Source organism: Nitrosomonas nitrosa (assembly GCF_003051105.1).
GTDB classification, from domain to species: Bacteria; Pseudomonadota; Gammaproteobacteria; order Burkholderiales; family Nitrosomonadaceae; genus Nitrosomonas; species Nitrosomonas nitrosa.
In genome coordinates this window covers 93776-115235 of record NZ_QAOO01000001.1, presented here as the reverse complement: position 1 = coordinate 115235, position 21460 = coordinate 93776, and the positions used below count along the sequence as shown (strand labels likewise).

The window sequence follows — 21460 nt, the reverse complement described above, 5'->3', positions numbered from 1 at the left end:
ATCTATTCCGTTACCCAGTTATTTCAACTTTCTGCTCCGTTAATGCACTTTGTTCATCTACTTTTCTATCAGAATACTCGGGAACCCATTTCGCTAAAGCCGATTTCACTTCATCGTCATTCAATACGCGCTGCGTAGCAAACCAATCCACCAATGAATCAAGCCATTGCTCATTGACTTGATCAGAAAGGGTGATACGTAGTTTTTCATGTTGAGTAGGGACGGTACTCTCATTCTCAGTAGCCAGCTCCTCGTGCAACTTTTCACCAGGACGCAAGCCGGTATAGACGATTTTGATATCTTCTTCGCTCAAGCCGGATAATCGAATCATATCTTTGGCTAAATCGACAATTTTGACAGGATCCCCCATATCCATGACAAAAATTTCTCCGCCACCTTTCACCCCGCCCATCAAACCAGCCTGCAAGACTAATTGCGCAGCTTCCTGAATGGACATAAAGTAGCGGGAAATTTCAGGATGAGTTACGGTTATAGGCCCGCCTTTTGTAATTTGCTCTCTAAATTTTGGAATCACGCTCCCGGTACTGCCTAAGACATTACCGAAACGGACAATGACAAAACAGGTTTTTGCTGGCGTTGTTCCGTTATTCTCAGCATGTAGAACCGATTGCTGAAGCGCTTGGCATACCATCTCGGCCAATCGTTTACTTGCTCCCATAACATTGGTGGGATTGACCGCTTTATCGGTTGAAATCAAAACAAACTTCTCAACCCGATATTCGATGGCGACTTTCGCCAGCTGATAAGTTCCATAGACATTATTCAACACTGCCTGCCAGGCATTGTCGATTTCCATTAAGGGAACATGTTTATATGCCGCTGCGTGGAAGACGACAGTAGGCTGATATCTTGCAAAAACCTGTTGCAGTCTTGCCTGATCTTTAATATCTCCGATGACGAAGGCCATAGCGATCGCTGGAAATTTGGCGAGAAATTCTTCTTGAACAGTATAGAGCGCAAGTTCATTCACTTCCAACAACACTAACTGCCCTGGATTGAATGCCATGATTTGACGACATAGTTCCGAACCTATCGAGCCACCTGCACCTGTAATAAGCACTATCTTTCCTGTTAACAGATCATGTAATCCTTCGGTATCGAGCACCACTGGTGCACGTCCCAACAAATCGTCCAACTCGATATCGCGGATTTGCGATACCGTCATTTTCCCACTCACTAGATCAGCGTAAGAGGGAATGGTCAGCGCTTTGATACCGAGATGTGTACACATCTCAAGGGCTTGCCGACGCACGCTCTGTGACGCTGCAGGCATCGCAATGATGACGTGGCTGACACCTAATTTTTCAACCCAAACGGGTAATTCATCGATCATCCCCAATACCCTCACCCCATGCAGACGTGTACCGAGTTTCTTGGGATTATCACCGAGCAAACCCACAACCTGCCAATCAGGGCTCCGAATCAAATCCTTTACTAGATTGATGGCGGTACTGCCTGTTCCGAGTACGATGACCGATTTATGTTCTGAATTTTTTAAGTTATAAAAACGTCTCTCTTTCCATGAACGATAAAGAACTCGGCTTCCTCCCATGATCAAGAGCAACAGCAGTGGCGCGAGAAAAATCACTGCACGGGGAACCAAAATAGGAAGCTTCAGCATATAGATGACAAACGGTACGATAACTGCACCAAGTACTACAGCTAAAACTATTCGTTTTAAATCAGGTAAGCTGGCATAACGCCATAACCCATGATAAAGGCCGAACGAATAAAAAATTGCAGCTTGGGTGGGTGCAATCCAGAATAAATTTTCTTGGAAGGAAAGTTGAAAATCGGGCGGAATTTCGAAGTTGAAGCGAAATAGATAGGCAAGCCACCACGCTGCGATCACAGCAATAAAATCATGAATGAAAGCGATGAGAGAGCGTTTATGAAATTTACTTGCGATCATTCTGTAATTTATCGAGGGAATAGCGCTGAGATCGATCAAAAGCGAGCATTATAATCAAATAAGCCCCCCCCCACATCACCGTCAACCAATTCAATGTAATTAAATCGTATGAAGCAGCCCAGATTGCGCTTCCCCCCGTAAGTAGCATCATTAGATAACCTATTAAAGCCATATTACGATGTCCCAATCCGCTTTGTATGATTCGCTGATAGTAGTGCTCCCGATGTGCTTGCCAAATTTTCTTGCCTCGGAAAAACCGCTTTATCAATGTCACCGTTGCATCAACTATAAAAAATGAAAACACCAATACCGGAAACCATAAAACCCACAATCCTTTCATCCAACCCATGAGACCCAACGCTGCCGCCATGAACCCTAAAGGAATTGCGCCTACATCGCCCATAAATATTTGGGCAGGGTGGAAATTGAATCGTAAAAAGGCACTCGCGGCTCCCACGATACAAAAATTCACCAGTGCGAATTCATGGTCATTCGCAAGCAATGCAGCCACACCATAGAAACCAAAACCAATAAGTGCCATTCCGCCAGCGAGTCCGTCAGAGCCATCCATAAAGTTATATAGATTGATCATCCATACTATTACAAGCCCAATGGCTATCGCTATTAACCAGTGTTGCCCATTCAACAAGAACAACAAGGAAAACCCTATACCCACGAGAATGTGGGTAAAAAGGCGCAGCCAGATGGATAAATTGATCCTATCGTCAGCCAGTGAAATAATCGCAAGCAATGCGACGCCCAGCCATAATGCTAAGGGCAAAGCAGCAGAAAACAGCCACCACCCTAACAGAATCGACACGATCAAACCTATCCCGCCGGTGCGTGGAGTAGGTGTGGTATGTAACGAGCGTGTATTGGGGAGGTCCAGTATCTTAGGTGCGTAGCAACTCACCAACCAAGAAATCAGTAAATAGGTTACCCCACATGTCAACAGTGGCGCCAAAATAAGTCGAATAGGAAATCCCGGATCCATAAAACGGGATTATCGCGGAAAAGACAACGATTGGCGAGCTAAGCACAAAAAAGCAACGCATCCATTCAGATGGGCTTTGAATGTGCCTAGCAAAACGCTTGAAAATTGATTTTTAAAAAATGCTTGCAATCACTTTTACTCTTGCAACGAAACAGAAAAAAGTGATTGCTTTTTATTCAAATGGCTTCAATACTCTAAATTAGAGTGTATTAGGATTAGCTGCATATGTTCGATGCGCAGCCACTTCTGCAGCTCCTCGCTCAACCTTCATTCCCATATCCGAGAAAATCTTTTCCAGAGCGTTCAAGCAGAAAACAACGTTTTCAACTCGGCTTGAAGTCCCCATCAAACCAAAGCGCCAGATTTTTCCAGCAAAACCTCCCAATCCCGCTCCAATTTCCAAATTATATTCCGCTAGCAATCGACGGCGTACTTCCTTTTCATCCACGCCTACTGGTACATGGACAGCATTCAACTGCGGCAAACGATAGGGTTCGGCTACCACATATTCTATACCCATCGTCTGCAATCCAGCCTTTAATGCTTTATGATTGCGCATATGGCGTGCCCAGGAATGCTCCAGACCTTCCTCATACAACATCAATAAAGCTTCGTGCAATCCATATAATGCATTAGTGGGAGCAGTATGATGATAAGTACGCGAAGATCCCCAGTAACCCAATAACAAATTGATATCCATGAACCAGCTATGTACTTTATGTTTGCGATTCTTCACTAAATCAACCACGCGTTCGGAAAAACTGACCGGTGATAAGCCAGGCGGGCAAGACAAACATTTCTGGCTACCAGAATACACCGCGTCAATTCCCCAACCATCGATATAGATAGGCGTTCCGCCTAGTGAGGTCACCGTATCCATGATCGTCAGGCAATCATAGCGTTTGGCAAGTTCACTAAGCGTCTTGGCATCTGATTGGACACCGGTAGAAGTCTCGGCATGCACGAATGCTAAAATTTTCGTATCAGGGTTCTTTTTGAGCGCATCTTCTACTTTCTGAGGATCGACGGGCTCTCCCCATTTATCATCCACGACAATAGCCACCCCCCCGTGACGCTCAACATTCTCTATCATTCGTCCACCAAACACGCCATTACGGCAAACAATGACCTTGTCTCCTGGCTCGATCATGTTGACGAAGCACATTTCCATCCCAACCGACCCAGGACCTGATACGGGGAACGTTAGCAAATTGGCAGTTTGAAATGCATAACGCATCAAACTTTTCAGCTCTTCCATCATATCTGTGAATACAGGATCCAAATGACCCAGTGTGGGACGCGCCATCGCAGATAACACACGTGGATGAGTATCTGACGGACCAGGGCCCATCAATACACGCTGTGGAGGATAAAAGATCGAAATTTTTTTCTCTGGACGAAAATCTTGGGTAGCCATTGATATTCCTAAAATAATAAATGTAACAATATTTAAAAAAACAAGAAGGCGATTCTATCAAGGGAACAGACATTTGACTATGGAAAGTCACGCTGAAATACGCGCTTGCATAACACTTTGCATTATTACTTAATTCAGCTTTATATCTTTATTGATTCTAAATAAGGACCTGCAGGGAAAACGTAGGTAGTCTACTACCCCACGGGAATTAAAGTTTTCTGCGCGACCGAATGACAATGACTGAATAACTGCAAAATCATTATTGCGTGCGATCAGGAGGCATCAGCATGAACTTCAATCTCGGCTCGTTACTCGTTATTGTCGCGCATTATTGCTATGGGTATGAAAAATCCTTTTTCTTCAGTCAACCTCTGGGATGATGCTTGGTGTGTATTTGTTTGAGCCTTTCTCGCGCAACATGCGTATAGATCTGAGTGGTTGAAATATCGGCATGTCCCAACAAGAGTTGAACGACGCGCAAATCGGCGCCGTGATTCAGGAGATGAGTTGCAAAAGCATGCCGTAATGTATGCGGTGACAACGGTTTGCTGATACTAGCCTGCGCTGCATAACGCTTAACGAGATACCAGAAAGCTTGGCGTGTCATTGCATCTCCGCGTGTTGTCACGAACAATTTATCCGTCACATGGTTATTTAACAGAGATGATCGCGTTTTTTTAATGTAATCGCTGACCCAATCCAGCGCTTCTTCACCAAGCGGGACAAGTCGCTCCTTGGTTCCCTTGCCTGTAACACGTACCACCCCCATGTCCAAACTTATTTGAGAGAGCTTAAGCTCCACTAACTCGGATACACGCAATCCAGTAGCATAAAGTACTTCCAACATTGTTCGATCGCGAAAGCCAAGCGGATGGGTAATATCTGGTGTACTTAGCAGCGCTTCAACTTCTGTTTCAGTTAAACTTCCCGGTAAATAGCGAGGTACCTTAGGGCGATCGATATTAAGGCTTGGGTCGATCAGGATTTTTCCTTGACGAAGCAAGAATCGATAAAACCGCTTGATGCTGGATAAAGTGCGACTTATCGTACTGGCTTTAGTCTGCAGAGAAATTCGGGTAGCGAGAAACGCCAGTAAATCGGGGTGTGTAGCTTCTATGAGAGAATATTTGTCAGGGCTTTGTTTTGCTAGCCATTCACCCAGAAGCTCCAAATCACTGCGGTAACTGGTCAACGTATTACGGGATAACCCATCTTCCAGCCAAAGTGTATCGGTAAATTCGTCCAACAATTTTGTATTGATCTCTTCGCGATCATGCACGTTCATGTTCGAGGAGCCAACGTTTGATATTCAACGGCATGCCATCACTCGCGTGCATGAATCCTCCCAAACTGCCATCTTTTGCAATGACACGATGGCAGGGAATGACAATAGGAAGGCGATTAGCACCACACGCTTGTCCAATTGCACGTGGTGCTGAATGGAGCTGATGCGCAATATCGGCGTAGCTGCGGGTTGAACCACAGGGGATGCGTTGAATAGCATTCCACACACGCTGCTGATGCACGGTACCGCTAATATGAAGTGACAAATCAAAAACAAATGCTGGGTTAGCTAAATAAGCGAGTAATTGCTTACACACTTCCTCAGCTAATTGATTGGTTGGGGCAAGCGATGGAGTATCGAGCGGCAGATAATCTATATCGGTCAACCAATCTTCTTCTGTACGAATTCCTAATACAGCAAAAGGAGTCATTAGTCTTGCTTGATAGTCTTTTGATAATTTGAATTCTGAATCTTTATTCGACTTACGCACGTACTATCGCTCCTTCTGCTCTCAGTACATCCCTCATCCTGAATACTGGTTATGGATAAGTATTATTGCGCTCTACATTGGTATCCAAACCAACTACTCGTTTCATCATTTACCACTCAAAACATTTTGCAGGAGTAGATCATTGAGTCTTCTGACAAATGAAGCTGGATCTTCGAGTTGCCCGCCTTCTGCAAGCAAGGCTTGATCGAAAAGGATATTGCTCCAATCCGAAAATTTTGCTTCTTCATATTTCAACCGTTGCACCATTGGATGATGCGGATTGATTTCCAGGATAGGCTTGGTATTCGGAACCTTCTGCCCTGCTGATTTAAGCAATCGCTCGAGATTACCGCTCATATCATGCGCATCCACTACCAAGCAGGCGGGTGATTCAGTTAAACGAAACGTAACCCGTACATCCTTGATTCGTTCGCCCAGAACCTCTTTCATTTTAGTAACGAGTTCTTTGTACTCATCTGCCTCTTTTTCGTACTCTTTTTTCTCTGCCTCGTCTTCAAGCTTTCCGAGATCAAGACTGCCTTTTGCAATAGATTGTAATTGCTTACCATTATATTCTGTTAGATTGGCCACTAACCATTCATCCACACGATCTGATAGCAATAAAACTTCAATTCCTTTCTTGCGGAATATTTCTAAGTGTGGACTACTTCTCGCTGCTTTTAAACTATCTGCCGTCACGTAATAAATTTTATCCTGCCCTTCTTTCATACGTGCAATATAATTATCCAGCGATACGGTTTGCTCGTCTGTTTCACTGCTCGTCGAAACAAAACGAAGTAACTTGGCGATGCGTTCACGATTAGCATAATCCTCACCCACCCCCTCTTTAAGAACTTGCCCAAACTCTTTCCAAAAAGTTTTGAATTTCTCGCAATCCTCTTCTTTATCGCTGCTAGCCAGATCTTCGATCAATCCAAGCATTTTTTTCACTGATCCTGCACGTATATTGTCGATATCTTTGGATTCTTGCAAAATTTCGCGCGACACATTCAATGGCAGATCGTTAGAATCTATGATCCCGCGAACGAAACGCAAATAATTAGGTAATAGCTTTTCTGCATCGTCCATGATAAAGACACGTCTAACGTATAATTTGATACCTTGCCGACGCTCGCGATCAAATAAGTCAAAAGGCGCACGTGATGGGATATAGAGCAGTAGAGTATATTCCTGTTTACCCTCGACTCTCGAATGGACGTAGGTTAGTGGGGGTTCGAAATCATGTGCGACATGTTTATAAAATTCCTCATATTGTTCCTGAGTGATTTCACTTTTAGGTCGCGCCCAAAGCGCACTGGCCTGATTAATGGTTTCATCTTCATCGGTAATTCTGTACTCGTTACTTTCCTGCGACCATTCTTCCTTTTTCATGATAATCGGCAAAGTAATATGGTCAGAGTATCGGCGTATGATCGATCGCAACCTTAAACCACTTAAAAGCTCATCTTCCCCTTCCCTTAAATGCAGGATGATTTCAGTACCGCGGTCTTTTTTATCAACTGTTTCTAATGTGTAATCTCCTTCCCCTGAGGATTCCCATCGCACGCCATGTTCGGCTGTTAGACCAGCTCGGCGGGTGACCAGGATCACTTTATCTGCCACGATAAACGCTGAGTAGAAACCGACGCCAAACTGCCCAATTAAATGCGCGTCTTTAGCTTGATCCCCAGTCAGTGAGTTAAAAAATTCACGCGTTCCTGACTTCGCAATCGTACCAATGTTATCGATAACCTCTTGTCTTGACATTCCAATGCCATTATCGGAAATGGTAATCGTGCGTGCTGTCTTGTCATAGCTAACACGTATTTTCAGATCGGAATCGTTCTCAAACAAAGCTCCATCAGTCAGTCCTTCGAAGCGCAGCTTGTCCGCGGCATCTGACGCGTTGGAAATCAGTTCACGTAAAAATATTTCCTTATTGCTGTATAAGGAGTGAATCATTAATTTCAAAAGCTGTTTGGCTTCGGCTTGGAAATTCATATGTTCTTTGTTTATTGCAGCTTGCATAGTTTTCTCCTTAAAAAATGCGGTAACATTGTGGGGGTGAATTGATCGATTTCAAGTCGCTACTATGAACATGGGCAGGAATAAGGCTTTCCAATTAATACCCTACGTCAAAAATACCTAATCAACAATAACTCTCCAATCAATTCCGTTATGAAATTATTGATCATTTTTATGCTATTTCTCAGTACTTTAAGCAATGGCATTTTTGCTGTCGCTAAAGATATAAACTTGCCTCTTGAAAAAATCAAATTACCGCCTGGTTTTTCTATTGATTTGTGGGCGACGGTCCCTGATGCCCGTGCACTCGCTCTAGGTGACAAGGGGACCGTATTTGTCGGATCACGGTCAGCTGGCAATGTTTATGCAATTACCGAACAAAACGGCGAGCGTCAAGTAAGAACCATTGCCAGTAAGTTGAAACTGCCATCAGGTGTAGCCTTTCATAAAGGCTCCTTGTATGTTTCAGCAATCAATAGAGTTCTTCGCTTTGATCAAATCGAAGATAATCTTGATCAGCCAACTCAGCCCATAGAAATATTCGATCGTCTTCCCAAAGAAGATTTTCATGGTTGGCGCTATATTGCTTTCGGTCCTGATAATTTGCTTTATGTTTCCGTGGGCGCTCCTTGCGACGCCTGTGAAGCGGACCAATCAAAATATGCTCATATTGCGCGCATGAAGCCAGACGGCAGCCACTATGAAGTCTACGCACAAGGTATACGCCATTCTGCCGGGTTTGATTGGCATCCTGAAACAAAAGAGCTCTGGTTTACTGAGATAGGCCGAAATTGGATGAACGAGAGCATACCACCTGATGAACTCAACCACGCTCCAACCCAAGGTATGCATTTTGGATTTCCATACTGTCATGCAAGCAACATCCTCGATCCTAAGTATGGTGCTAAACGAGGATGTGAACGTTCAACCCCTCCTGTTCAGGAGCTTGAGGCGCACGCCACGCCACTCGGAATGCGCTTTTATACAGGCAAAATGTTCCCGGCTGACTATAAAAGCCGAATCATTATTGCCGAGCATGGCTCCTCGAATCAACGCACCCATTCTGGCTATCAATTGGTGTCAGTTCAGCTAGCAACCAATGAAGCAGCCTCAAAAGAAACTTTTGCAGCCGGATGGCTTGATGAAGGTAAAGCTTGGGGCCGTCCAGTCGATGTATTAGTCATGCCAGATGGCGCCCTTCTAGTTTCAGACGATCTCGCTGGCGCAATATATCGCATCAGTTATACGCAACCTTGAAGGAATGCCGGCAAGAAGAGCTATGAATAAATCAAGTGCCTAGTTCTAATTTTTTAGAATTAGTCGTGGCACTTGTTCTATCAATAGCCAACTAGCCTTTAACCAATTCCTGGAAAATGGCGCAAAAACAAAATTACATTGACTGCTGTATAGCGTAAAGACTAAGTCCCATAAGCGCCTGTGGGAAAATACCAAGTGCGATCACGGCTATACCATTGATGCTAATCAACGCCTTAATATCCGGTTCAGGGAAAATAGGCGCTTCACTTTCCGGTGCATCAAAATACATCAATTTGATAATGCGCAAATAATAAAAGGCGCCAATCAAGGAAAGCATTACAGCAATAACCGTCAACCATACGTAGCCCGCACTCAATGCCGCCTGTAAAACAGATAATTTTGCATAAAAACCAATCATTGGAGGAATGCCGGCCATAGAAAGCATCAAAAACATCATAATTAGCGCAAGCCAGGGGTTACGTTGATTCAATCCTTTGAAATCACTGATATTTTCACATTCAAAACCTTCACGCGAAAGAATCATAATGATTCCAAACGCGCCAAGCGTCATCAACACATAAGCAATGACATAAAAAAGGGAAGAGCTATAGCCATTCTCTCCAGCCGCAATAAATCCGAGCAAGACAAACCCCATATGCGATATGGTCGAATATGCCAACATTCGTTTTATATTAGTTTGGGCGATCGCAACAATATTGCCAACAGCCATAGAAGCAACAGCCAAGATGACAAGCATACCCTGCCAATCTGTGACCATTTCACCTAGACCATCCACTAGTAGCCGCATAACAAAACCAAATGCCGCTAATTTCGGTGCTGATCCCACAAAAAGCGTGACTGCGGTCGGCGCGCCTTGGTAAACATCGGGGGCCCACATATGAAATGGAACTGCACTTAACTTGAAACTGATACCCGCAACGATGAATACGAGCCCAACAACTAAAACCGCATGATCAATTGCACCAGATTGAATGATTCCGGATAGTTGTGCAGTATGTAATGAGCCCGTCGCACCATACACCATGGACATTCCATAAAGTAGGAAACCCGAGGCTAATGCGCCAAGTACGAAGAATTTCATGGCCGCTTCAGTCGCAGCTGTTGAATCTCGCTGCAAAGCAACCAGCGCATAAAGCGACAGTGACAATAGTTCTAGCCCAAGATACAGCGTCATAAAATGGCTAGCTGATATCATCACCATCATACCGAGTGTAGCAAACAGAGTAAGGCTGAAAAACTCACCTTTGAACATACCACGCGCGTCAATATAAGTACGCGAATAAATGAGAATAACTGCAACGGTGGCATAAACCATCAACTTGAGCGTGTCAGACATCGGATCATCGACAAACATGTCTGAAAAGGTATAGCTGATATCTGTCGAAAATGTGGTAAAAGTGAGTACAGCGCTGCCAATCAACGCAAACTGTGCCAGAAAGAAGGCAACATAACGACTCTTCTCACCCACGAGCAGGTCAACGAGCATAACCACACAGACCATGACCAGTAAAAATATTTCTGGATAAGCAGGAGTAAAATCAGGCGGCAGAAAATCCATTAATTGTCCTCAATCTCTGGAAAATTAGTTTAATTAATAAATGTTGTTATAGCTTGCTATGCGTCATATGAAGTAATAGATTGTCTACCGTCGCATGCATAATTTCAGTTAGCGGAAAAGGATAAACGCCTAGCCACAATACCGCTACCGCTAAAATAGCCAGTAACAAGAATTCGCGTTTGGAAATATCTTCTAGTCCTTCTACATTTGCGTTTGCGATAGCACCAAATATCACTCGTTTATACATCCACAATGTATAAGCGGCACCCAGTATAAGTGTCAAAGCAGCAAAAAAAGCATACCAAAAACTTACTTCGATCGAACCCATGATGACCATGAATTCACCCACGAAGCCACTAGTACCGGGTAATCCAGCATTAGCCATTGCAAATAACATGAAAAAAGCAGCAAATACAGGCATTTTATTTACAACCCCACCGTAATCCGCAATCTGCCGGGAATGCAGCCTATCGTATAAGACTCCCACACACAAAAACATTGCACCGGATATGAATCCATGAGAAATCATCTGCACCATCGCACCTTCAATTCCGAGATCATTCAACAGAAAAAAGCCAAGTGTCACAAATCCCATATGAGATACAGAGGAATACGCAATGAGTTTCTTCATATCTTGCTGCATTAAGGCAACCAAACCGATATAGACCACCGCAACCAATGATAGCAAGATCATCATATCGGCAAGATAGATACTCGCATCAGGTGCAATCGGTAACGAAAAACGCAAGAAACCATACCCACCCAGTTTTAGTAAAATCGCAGCTAGGACAACCGATCCTCCCGTTGGTGCCTCAACGTGCGCATCTGGCAACCAGGTATGCACAGGCCACATCGGTACTTTAACCGCAAATGCCAGTAAGAAAGCTATAAAGATAAATATTTGCGGCATCATTGGCAGTGGCAATTGATGATAATCAAGTATCGAGAAGCTGCCATTGGATACATGATAGAGATAAATCAAGGCAATCAACATCAACAACGAGCCTAGCAAGGTATACAGGAAAAATTTGATTGCCGCATATACTCTATTGGGTCCCCCCCAAACACCAATGATGATAAACATCGGTATCAACGATGCTTCCCAGAAAGTATAGAAAAGCACCGCATCCAAAGATGAAAATACGCCATTGACAATTCCTGACATAATCAGGAAAGCACCTAGATATTGAGAGACACGCTCACGAATCACTTCCCATCCTGCGATTACAATGAGCGGTGTAATGAAACAATTCAATAAAATTAATGGCATCGATATGCCATCAATACCTATGTGATAATAAACATTCAGACGTTCGAACCAGACATACTGTTCTACGAACTGCATCGAACTTAGGGTAGGATCAAATCGAGTATAGAGTGGAATGGCTACAATAAATCCAGCAATTGACCCAATTAGCGAAAGCCAACGTGTCAACAATATATTACGATCACTTCCGATTGCCAGAACGATTAACCCAACAACAATAGGTAACCAGATAACTAAACTTAATAGTGGGAATCCAAACAACATGATTATTCCATTTCGTTTACATGAAAATGCGTTTTTGTTTTTTTGAGCACCATGAAAACTACAGTCTGGTACTTTTAATGTTTATTACAGCCAATTTTTAGAAATAGAAAAGCCACAAACTCATTAAAATAAATACACCTACAATCATCGTAAATGCGTAATGATAAATGTAGCCCGATTGAAAATGTCTTGCTACCGATGCTGCTAAGGCGACTACACGTGCTGTTCCATTGACAAAAAAACCGTCAATTATTTTAACATCGCCGATTTTCCATAAAATATTCCCGAGGGAACGTGTACCACCCGCAAACATCCATGAATAAAACTCATCAATGTAATATTTGCGATCAAGTAACGTATAGATAGGGCCTGATATTTTCTTGATTTTTCCGGGTAGTTCTGTTCGATGTATATACAAAAACCATGCTGTAAAAATACCCGCGACCGAGAGCCAGAAAGGTACCGTGACGAGTGCATGCATCATCATACCTATAACGCCAGAGAATTCTGCTCCCAGGCTAGCAACCGCGATATGTTCGGGATGGATTTGAATCGCTCCACCGAAATAATCACCAAATACCATCGGACCGATCAACCAACCAGCTGCAATCGTTGGGATTGCCAGTACAATGAGTGGTGTGGTAACAACCCATGGTGATTCATGCAAATGATCCCGCGTATGCGCATCCATTCGAGGCTCACCATGAAAAGTCATGAACATGAGTCTGAATGTATATAACGCCGTGACAAATACGGTAGTAAGTACGCAGAAATAAGCGAATCCCGCACCCGGAATGTCAGCGAATTTCACTGCTTCGATAATTGCATCCTTGGAAAAAAATCCGGAGAACCCGGGTACACCAGCACTTGCTAATGCGGCAATAAACATCGTCCAATAAGTAATCGGCATGTATTTTTTTAATCCACCCATTTGCCGCATATCTTGTTCATGATGCATAGCGATGATTACAGAACCAGCGCCTAAAAATAAGACAGCTTTGAAAAAGGCGTGCGTCATCAGATGAAAGATTGCAATTGAGTATGCCGAAGCGCCTAGTGCAACAGTCATGTAACCAAGCTGCGATAACGTAGAAAAAGCAACAACCCGTTTGATATCATTTTGTACGACGGCAACTAGCGCCATAAATAATGTGGTGATCCCGCCGATAATTAGGATCATTGTCAACGCCATCTCTGACAACTCGAAGAGTGGCGACATGCGAGCAACCATAAAAATACCCGCTGTAACCATGGTAGCAGCATGAATTAAAGCCGATATCGGGGTCGGACCTTCCATTGAATCAGGCAACCATACGTGTAATGGAAATTGCGCAGATTTCCCCATTGCACCGACAAACAACAATAAACAGATCACTGTCATTAACATCCAAGATTGCCCTGGGACGATTTCTATGGAATGAGAAGCCATATGACCCGCATGTGCAAAGACAATCTCATAATCTAGCGTGCCAAAATAAACTAATACCAGACCTATACCGAGTAGAAAACCGAAATCACCAACACGATTAACTAAAAATGCTTTTAAGTTAGCGTAAATGGCAGTCGGCCGGGTATACCAAAATCCAATTAATAAATAAGAAACAAGGCCTACCGCTTCCCAGCCGAAGAAAAGTTGTAAAAAATTGTTGGACATTACCAACATCAGCATGGAGAAAGTAAATAGTGAGATATAGCTAAAAAATCGTTGATAGCCTGGATCTCCATGCATATAGCCTATGGTATAAATATGCACCATTAAGGATACTAATGTCACAACCACCATCATCGTGGCTGAAAGTGAATCAATCAGAAATCCGATCTCGAAATGGGTTTCACCTAAAACCATCCAGGTATATACACTACCGTTGAATGTATTACCCTGCAGAACATCAACAAAAATAACTAATGAAGCAATAAGTGAAACGAACACTAACGCAATCGTGACGCGGTGACTCCAAGTTGTCCCTATAAAACGACCGAATAGCCCTGCAGCAATTGCACCAAATAAGGGTGCGAGCGGGACCAACAAATAAAGTTTTTCCATCTATGTTTGTGAAATATTAATTATTAGTTATTAATCAGTTTCCGCCGTAAGATACTTATCAACCTTTAAGCTCATCCAGATCGTCGACATTAATAGTGCGTAAATTACGAAACAGCACGACCAGAATAGCGAGCCCTATGGCGGCTTCTGCTGCAGCGACGGTAAGAATAAAAAAAACAAATATCTGTCCTGCCGTGTCTTGGAGGAAATGAGAAAAAGCGACGAAATTCATATTTACCGCCAATAACATCAGTTCGATAGACATCAACAGTATGATCACATTTTTTCGATTGAGAAAAATGCCAACCACACCTATCGCAAACAAAATTGCGCCAAGTACGAGATAATGGGATAACGATATCAATTAACCACCCTCTAATATAAAACTATCTTTGTGTATTAAGAATTTGACTTTTCTGATTTTTAAACAACCTTATTCCTTATTTTCAGGCGGCATTGGAATTATTCTTATCCGATCACTCCGTTTTACTGCAATTTGCTTTGATGGATTTGGTGATTTTTTATCAGTACGATGGCGTAATGTGAGTGCAATTGCAGCTACCATGGCAACCAAAAGAATGACAGCCGCTAATTCAAATGCGTACACATACTCTGTATAGATTAAGCGTCCCAGTTCTTTGGTATTGCTATAGCCCGCTTCATGGGGAGCCGGCACAGGCATATTTTCAAGATTAAACTGCTTGCCCATTAATACCATACTCATCTGAATCGCCAGGACGATTGCAAGTAAAGCGCCGAAAGGAAACCATTTCCAGAAACCTTCCCGTAATCGCTCAAGGTTAATATCCAGCATCATAACTACGAAGAGAAATAAAACCATGACGGCGCCAACATAGACCAAGACTAGCGTAATGGCAAGGAATTCAGCTTCTAAAAGCAGCCATATTCCAGCGGAAGTAAAAAAAGCAAGCACCAATAATAAAGCGGCATACACTGGATTACGGAGAGTGATTACGCCGAGTGCCGACATTATCAGTATTCCGGAAAAAGTATAAAAAATAAAATCCTGAAATATCATGATCTTCTAATGAGTTTATTTATCGGTAAGGCGCATCGGCCTCTCGATCTTTAGCAATTTGTTCCTCATACCGATCACCAACGGCTAGGAGCATTTCTTTCGTATAGGTTAAATCACCACGCCTCTCACCGTGATACTCGAGTACGCGTGTTTCAACAATAGCGTCTACCGGGCAAGCCTCTTCACAAAAACCACAAAAAATGCACTTAATCATGTCGATATCGTAGCGTGTCGTTCGCCGCGTGCCGTCTTCGCGCTGTTCAGATTCAATAGTAATCGCCAATGCTGGACATACCGCCTCACATAATTTACAGGCAATACAACGCTCTTCTCCATTTGGGTAACGTCGTAGCGCATGCAAGCCCCGAAAACGGGGCGATTGAGGCGTTTTCTCTTCTGGATAGTGGACCGTAATCTTGGGCGCGAATAGATAACGCCCCGTCACTTTCATTCCTTTTAGTAATTCAAATAATAAAAAGGATTTAAAAAATTGTTTAATGCGTTCCATTTCTCTCCCCCTTTAGTTAAACCATAGATTTAGCGGGAATGTTACCTTGATAGATTCTGGGAGTTGCATCAACCCACCTAACAAGACAATCCACACCAAAGTTATTGGGATAAATATCTTCCATCCTAGGCGCATAATTTGATCGTAACGATAGCGAGGGAAAGTAGCGCGGAACCACAAAAAGAAAAATAACATAAATGCTATTTTTAATAATAGCCATACGATCCCTGGTACTAAAGTAAACGGGGCCATGTTCAAGGGTGGAAGCCATCCTCCGAGAAACATGATGCTCGTAAGTGTTGCGACTAATATCATGTTGGCATATTCTGCCAAGAAAAATACCGTAAATGCCATCCCAGAATAATCAACATGAAACCCTGCAACAATCTCAGACTCACCTTCTGCAACATCGAATGGTGCACGATTTGTTTCAGCTACGCCAGAGATAAAATATACTAAAAACATCGGAAATAAAGGAATCAGGTACCAATTCAGAAAACTATCGCCTTGTTGTCCCTTAACAATATCCCCTAAATTTAAACTTTCTGACATCATTAATACACAAACTAGCGCAAAACCCATTGCTAGTTCATATGATACAACTTGTGCGGCGGATCGCATCGATCCTAAAAAAGCATATTTCGAATTAGATGCCCAGCCAGCGATGATCACTCCATAAACACCTAAAGATGTCATGGCTAAAATATAAAGTAACCCCGCATTGATATCGGCGAGAACTAATTCAGGAGAAAAGGGTACTACTGCCCAGGCAGCTAACGCAGGCGCGATCGTAATAACTGGCGCAAGTAAGAAAAGAAATTTATTAGCGCCAGTCGGAATAATAATCTCCTTCATGATCGCTTTGACTGCATCCGCAATAGGTTGCCCCCAGCCCCGCAACCATGGAATTCCAAAGAAGGTGACTCGATTGGGTCCTACTCGAATTTGCATGTATGCAATAATCTTACGCTCAGCAAAAGTAAGATAAGCAACTGCTAGAAGCAATGGCACGACAATCGCAAAAATAAAGAACAGATTCTTCGCCAATAAATAGGCAGTCATGCCCCACTCGGCACCAAACATCTGTTCAAACAGTTGTTGTGTATCATCCATCAACAAATCTCACTCGTGTTTTTTATAATTTTTCTACAGAAATTTCCCCAAACATCGCACCCAAACTTGATGTTTGCGGATGCGCACTCGCTACCCGGAGGCAATGTAATGGTAGTGCCTCGTCACATGCAGCTTCTAATTGAGCTTCTCCATTTTCTTGCTTTACTCTAATTATTTCGCCAACGCTGATGTTAAGTTTTTCCAGCATGGCAGGAGAAAACCATGCTTTGGGAGAAGCCGCATCGCGAGTCAACTGCAGGGATTCGGCTCGGCGCACTATGGGGTCTGCCTGATAAATAGGAATTTCTCCAATGCGCTGCAAATCACTAGCCATGACTGCTTCAGGGATATTTACGCGATAGTCTTTTAAGTCGTTGTTAAGATATCTTGTGATTGCTTCTTCACTTGGAATAACTTGTGCGCGAATCTGCTCTGAAGTTTCATAATCAAACCCATCTAACTGAAACAAATTACCAAGTACTCGCAAAACTTTCCAGGCAGGACGCGTTTCGCCTAATGGCGAAACCACACCATTAAAACTTTGTACACGTCCTTCCGTATTTACAAATGTACCTGATGTCTCAGTAAATGGAGCTATAGGCAAAATCACGTCAGCATAATTAGCTACATTGCCTTTATAAGCAGATAATGCAACAACAAAATCTGCACCATTAATGGCGCTCATTGCTTGTTGCGGGTTATAAGCATCTAATTCCGGCTCAAGATTCATGAGCACAAAGGCGCGACATGCGTTTACATTATCGTCTGAACGATGACCTAGCATTTGTATTGCATTAAGCTGTGAGGACAGCTTTTCGCTCTCGATTTCCATCCCTAATACACCGCGGCTTGGCAATACTCCAGCAAGGTAGGCGCCAACGCTATTTGCCGCTTCACCAAGAATACCAAAGCTTGCGCCTGTTATCTTGGCAATCGCTGAAGCGATCGTAAAGATATCCGCATAATGGGGGTGATGTTGCGATATATTGCCCAAGAAAACTGCAGCGGCATTATCTACGCACATGCTAGCGGCGATTTCCCGTGCTTTTTCTGATATTTTGACATCTGCTAATACATGTTTGATGTCTGCCGGAATCTCATTACTTGATTTCGATTCTATAATCGCACCAAGAATCTGTACCAACATATTCACCATGTCCGCAGGTGCTACAATCGCGCGGTGAGCAACTTTCATCAATAAATCATCGTCTACCGGATTCACGATGCTGAATTGTGCACCGTTCTTAACCGCCTGGCGGAAACGATGGGCGAGTAAAGGATGATCCTTGCGCAAAGTACTACCGATCACCAAGATTGATCTTAATTTTGGAATTTCAGCAATATTGATTCCTAACCACGGTATACCTTGCAAATTATTATCTATTCTAAAATCACACTGACGTATGCGGTGATCAATATTGCTGCTACCCAGAGCCCGTATCAGCTTTTGCAATAAATAAAGCTCTTCCAATGTACTATGTGCTGAACCTAAAGCACCGATGCTATTTGCACCATATTTTTCGATCGTCGACTTCAAACCTTCAACCGTAAACGTCAAAGCCTCCTGCCAATTGCATGGATACCATTGACCATCACGCTTAATCATGGGCGTGGTCAATCGATCTTCCGAATTGAGCCCTTCGTATGAGAAACGATCTTTATCTGAAAGCCAACATTCATTGATTTCTTCATTTTCTCGTGGCAAAACTCTCATTACCTTGTTTTGCTTTACTTGGACAACTAGATTGCTTCCCAGTCCACAATGTGGGCTAATCGATCTTCTGCGTGATAACTCCCAGGTTCGCGCTGAGTAACGAAAAGGTTTGCTGACCAGTGCGCCCACAGGACAAAGATCAATGACATTACCCGATAACTCCGAGTCAACTGTTTTACCTACGAAAGACAAGATTTCGGAATGTTCACCACGACCCGCCATTCCGAGTTCCATAATACCAGCGATTTCCTGGCCGAAGCGTACACAGCGCGTGCAGTGGATGCAGCGCGTCATATCTGTTGAAATTAATGGACCAAGATTTTTATTGGTAACGACACGCTTTTCTTCTTGATACCGCGATTCACTGGCGCCATAACCAACCGCCAGATCTTGTAATTGACACTCGCCGCCTTGGTCGCAAATCGGACAGTCTAATGGGTGATTGATCAGCAAGAACTCCATGACACCCTTCTGCGCAGTCACCGCTTGTTGGGAATGGGTAAAGACCTTCATTCCTTCTGTAGCAGGCGTTGCACACGCAGGCAGAGGTTTAGGCGCTTTTTCTACTTGCACCAGACACATACGACAATTCGCGGCAATAGACAATTTTTTGTGGTAACAAAAATGAGGAATATATATTCCGAGTTGTCTTGCGCCATCCATTACTGTACCCCCTTTAGGTACAGCTACTTGCTTACCATTGATTTCGATATTGATCATCGATTACAAACTCTCGGATTAACCATATGTAAAAATTATCACGTAATCTTACTGAATGTCACACCATGCATTTCTTATGCTCAATGTGATACACAAATTCATCTCGAAAATGCTGAAGCATCGCACGCACCGGCATCGCTGCTGCATCACCCAGCGCACATATCGTGCGCCCTTGAATATTATCGGCTAGGTTATCGAGCAAATCCAAATCTTCAGATCTTCCTTTCCCATTTTCAATACGATGAATAATGCGATAAAGCCAACCTGTACCTTCTCGACATGGCGTACATTGCCCACATGATTCTTCAAAATAAAAATAGGAAAGACGCTCCAATGCCCTTACCATGCACGTCGTATCGTCCATGACGATCACAGCCCCTGAGCCTAACATCGATCCAGCTTTAGCTATCGAATCATAATCCATATCGGTTTGCATCATTACATCGCCTGGCAGAACCGGCATTGAAGACCCTCCGGGAATGCATCCCTTCAATTTCCTGCCTCCACGCATCCCTCCAGCCATTTCCAATAATTCTGCAAAAGGTATACCTAATGGTACTTCATAGTTTCCTGGCTTATTCACGTGGCCGGACACTGAAAATATTTTTGTACCTCCGTTATTGGGTTTTCCCAGTTGCAGATATTTTTCTCCCCCATGCCGGATAATCCAAGGAACGGATGCAAAAGTTTCAGTATTATTGATCGTGGTTGGCTTCCCATAAAGGCCATAATTTGCAGGAAAAGGTGGCTTAAAACGAGGTTGACCCTTTTTACCTTCTATCGATTCGAGCAAAGCTGTCTCTTCACCACAGATATATGCGCCATAACCATGGTGATTATAGAGTTGGAAGCTAAAATTAGAACCTAGAATGTTACTCCCAAGAAATCCTGCTGAGCGAGCCTCCTCAACAGCATCCTCCATACGTTCATAGGTTTCCCAAATCTCACCATGAACATAGTTGTAGCCTGTTTTAACGCCCATGGCATAGGCCGCGATCAACATCCCCTCAATCAATATATGCGGGTTGTAGCGCATGATGTCGCGATCTTTGAATGTTCCAGGCTCTCCTTCATCTGAATTACAAACAAGATACTTATCACCCTCATATTGACGAGGCATGAAACTCCACTTTAATCCAGTTGGGAAACCTGCACCCCCACGACCGCGCAACGCAGATTTTTTTACCTCTTCGATAATATCTTCAGGAGGTATTTTGTTGGCAATGATTTTCTTGAGCGCCTTATAGCCATCACGCTCAAGATAGCTTTTTAATTTCCAGTTATCAGGATCAGCAGGATCCACACCAGCCATTATCACCTGAACAGACTGTGTCATTTACGCAATTCCTCCAACAATTGATCTATTTGATCATTGGACATGAAACTACACATTTGCTTGTTATTTACCAATAAAACAGGGGCATCTCCGCATGCGCCCATACATTCCCCTTCTTTCAAGGTGAACAATCCATCTTCAGTAGTTTCGTTGAATCCAATACCGAGTTTTTGCTTTAAATAAGCTGCGGCATCATTTCCACCCGATAACGCACAAGGCAGGTTGGTACAAACTGTAATTTTGTACTTCCCAATCGGCTTCAGATTGTACATGTTATAAAATGTCGCCACTTCATATACTGCGATAGCTGGCATACCTAAGTATTTGGCAATAAAATCCATGGTCTCAGTAGCAAGCCAACCTTTCTCATCTTGCGCTATGGCAAGAGCAGACATAACTGCCGATTGCTTCTGATCAGCAGGATACTTTTCAATCTCTCGATTGATCTTTTCCAAGGATTCAGTACTTAACATTT

The 21460-nt window shown here is 43.3% G+C and carries 17 protein-coding genes; 1 reads left to right on the top strand and 16 read right to left on the bottom strand.

What is annotated here, in order from left to right; translation table 11 throughout:
- Nucleotides 1–10 precede the first annotated feature (10 nt).
- The 6 genes from C8R30_RS00555 to htpG form a co-directional block, all read right to left on the bottom strand.
- The gene (locus tag C8R30_RS00555) at nucleotides 11–1933 is read right to left on the bottom strand and encodes a polysaccharide biosynthesis protein (protein WP_090665997.1); all 1923 of its coding nucleotides are present in this window, start codon (nucleotides 1931–1933) and stop codon (nucleotides 11–13) included.
- On the bottom strand, nucleotides 1920–2927 hold the full coding sequence (locus C8R30_RS00550) for an MraY family glycosyltransferase (protein WP_090665995.1): 1008 nt from the start codon (nucleotides 2925–2927) through the stop codon (nucleotides 1920–1922). The genes C8R30_RS00555 and C8R30_RS00550 overlap by 14 nt, the downstream gene beginning before the upstream one ends.
- Nucleotides 2928–3126: 199 nt before the next feature.
- Entirely contained in the window at nucleotides 3127–4344 is a 1218-nt protein-coding gene (locus C8R30_RS00545) for a pyridoxal-phosphate-dependent aminotransferase family protein (protein WP_107789261.1), read from the bottom strand.
- Between the two features lie 364 nt (nucleotides 4345–4708).
- Nucleotides 4709–5629, bottom strand: a complete 921-nt coding sequence (xerD, locus tag C8R30_RS00540; RefSeq protein WP_090665991.1) for a site-specific tyrosine recombinase XerD — start codon at nucleotides 5627–5629, stop codon at nucleotides 4709–4711.
- Nucleotides 5616–6059 (bottom strand): methylated-DNA--[protein]-cysteine S-methyltransferase, encoded by a 444-nt coding sequence (locus C8R30_RS00535; RefSeq protein ID WP_090665989.1) that lies wholly within the window; start codon nucleotides 6057–6059, stop codon nucleotides 5616–5618. The genes xerD and C8R30_RS00535 overlap by 14 nt, the downstream gene beginning before the upstream one ends.
- A 165-nt stretch (nucleotides 6060–6224) precedes the next feature.
- Nucleotides 6225–8147 carry a molecular chaperone HtpG gene (gene htpG, locus C8R30_RS00530; protein ID WP_090665987.1) on the bottom strand — a complete coding sequence of 641 codons (1923 nt, stop codon included), beginning with the start codon at nucleotides 8145–8147 and terminating at the stop codon, nucleotides 6225–6227.
- A gap of 150 nt (nucleotides 8148–8297) precedes the next feature.
- On the opposite strand from htpG, the gene C8R30_RS00525 reads away from it, so the two are divergent.
- Nucleotides 8298–9401, top strand: a complete 1104-nt coding sequence (locus tag C8R30_RS00525; RefSeq protein WP_090665985.1) for a PQQ-dependent sugar dehydrogenase — start codon at nucleotides 8298–8300, stop codon at nucleotides 9399–9401.
- A gap of 133 nt (nucleotides 9402–9534) precedes the next feature.
- On the opposite strand, the gene nuoN is transcribed toward C8R30_RS00525, so the two are convergent.
- The 10 genes from nuoN to nuoE form a co-directional block, all read right to left on the bottom strand.
- A complete protein-coding gene (gene nuoN, locus C8R30_RS00520; protein ID WP_090665983.1) occupies nucleotides 9535–10980 on the bottom strand; it encodes an NADH-quinone oxidoreductase subunit NuoN in 1446 nt (481 codons plus the stop codon).
- 46 nt (nucleotides 10981–11026) lie between these two features.
- Nucleotides 11027–12511 (bottom strand): NADH-quinone oxidoreductase subunit M, encoded by a 1485-nt coding sequence (locus C8R30_RS00515; protein ID WP_090665981.1) that lies wholly within the window; start codon nucleotides 12509–12511, stop codon nucleotides 11027–11029.
- A 97-nt stretch (nucleotides 12512–12608) separates the two neighbouring features.
- The gene (gene nuoL / locus C8R30_RS00510; protein WP_107783643.1) at nucleotides 12609–14555 is read right to left on the bottom strand and encodes an NADH-quinone oxidoreductase subunit L; all 1947 of its coding nucleotides are present in this window, start codon (nucleotides 14553–14555) and stop codon (nucleotides 12609–12611) included.
- Nucleotides 14556–14613: 58 nt separating this feature from the next.
- Nucleotides 14614–14919 carry an NADH-quinone oxidoreductase subunit NuoK gene (gene nuoK / locus C8R30_RS00505; protein WP_090665977.1) on the bottom strand — a complete coding sequence of 102 codons (306 nt, stop codon included), beginning with the start codon at nucleotides 14917–14919 and terminating at the stop codon, nucleotides 14614–14616.
- A gap of 69 nt (nucleotides 14920–14988) precedes the next feature.
- Nucleotides 14989–15594: an NADH-quinone oxidoreductase subunit J gene (locus C8R30_RS00500; RefSeq protein WP_090665975.1), complete on the bottom strand. Its 606-nt coding sequence runs from the start codon at nucleotides 15592–15594 to the stop codon at nucleotides 14989–14991.
- Between the two features lie 19 nt (nucleotides 15595–15613).
- Nucleotides 15614–16102 (bottom strand): NADH-quinone oxidoreductase subunit NuoI, encoded by a 489-nt coding sequence (nuoI, locus tag C8R30_RS00495; protein ID WP_090665973.1) that lies wholly within the window; start codon nucleotides 16100–16102, stop codon nucleotides 15614–15616.
- A gap of 12 nt (nucleotides 16103–16114) precedes the next feature.
- Nucleotides 16115–17215, bottom strand: a complete 1101-nt coding sequence (gene nuoH / locus C8R30_RS00490) for an NADH-quinone oxidoreductase subunit NuoH (RefSeq protein ID WP_090665971.1) — start codon at nucleotides 17213–17215, stop codon at nucleotides 16115–16117.
- Nucleotides 17216–17237: 22 nt separating this feature from the next.
- Nucleotides 17238–19649: an NADH-quinone oxidoreductase subunit NuoG gene (gene nuoG, locus C8R30_RS00485; protein ID WP_090665969.1), complete on the bottom strand. Its 2412-nt coding sequence runs from the start codon at nucleotides 19647–19649 to the stop codon at nucleotides 17238–17240.
- Nucleotides 19650–19707: 58 nt separating this feature from the next.
- Nucleotides 19708–20985, bottom strand: coding sequence for an NADH-quinone oxidoreductase subunit NuoF (gene nuoF / locus C8R30_RS00480; protein ID WP_107789260.1), 1278 nt, complete (start codon nucleotides 20983–20985; stop codon nucleotides 19708–19710).
- The gene (gene nuoE / locus C8R30_RS00475; protein ID WP_090665966.1) at nucleotides 20982–21458 is read right to left on the bottom strand and encodes an NADH-quinone oxidoreductase subunit NuoE; all 477 of its coding nucleotides are present in this window, start codon (nucleotides 21456–21458) and stop codon (nucleotides 20982–20984) included. Before nuoE ends, nuoF begins: the two co-directional genes overlap by 4 nt.
- Between the last annotated feature and the right edge of the window lie 2 nt (nucleotides 21459–21460).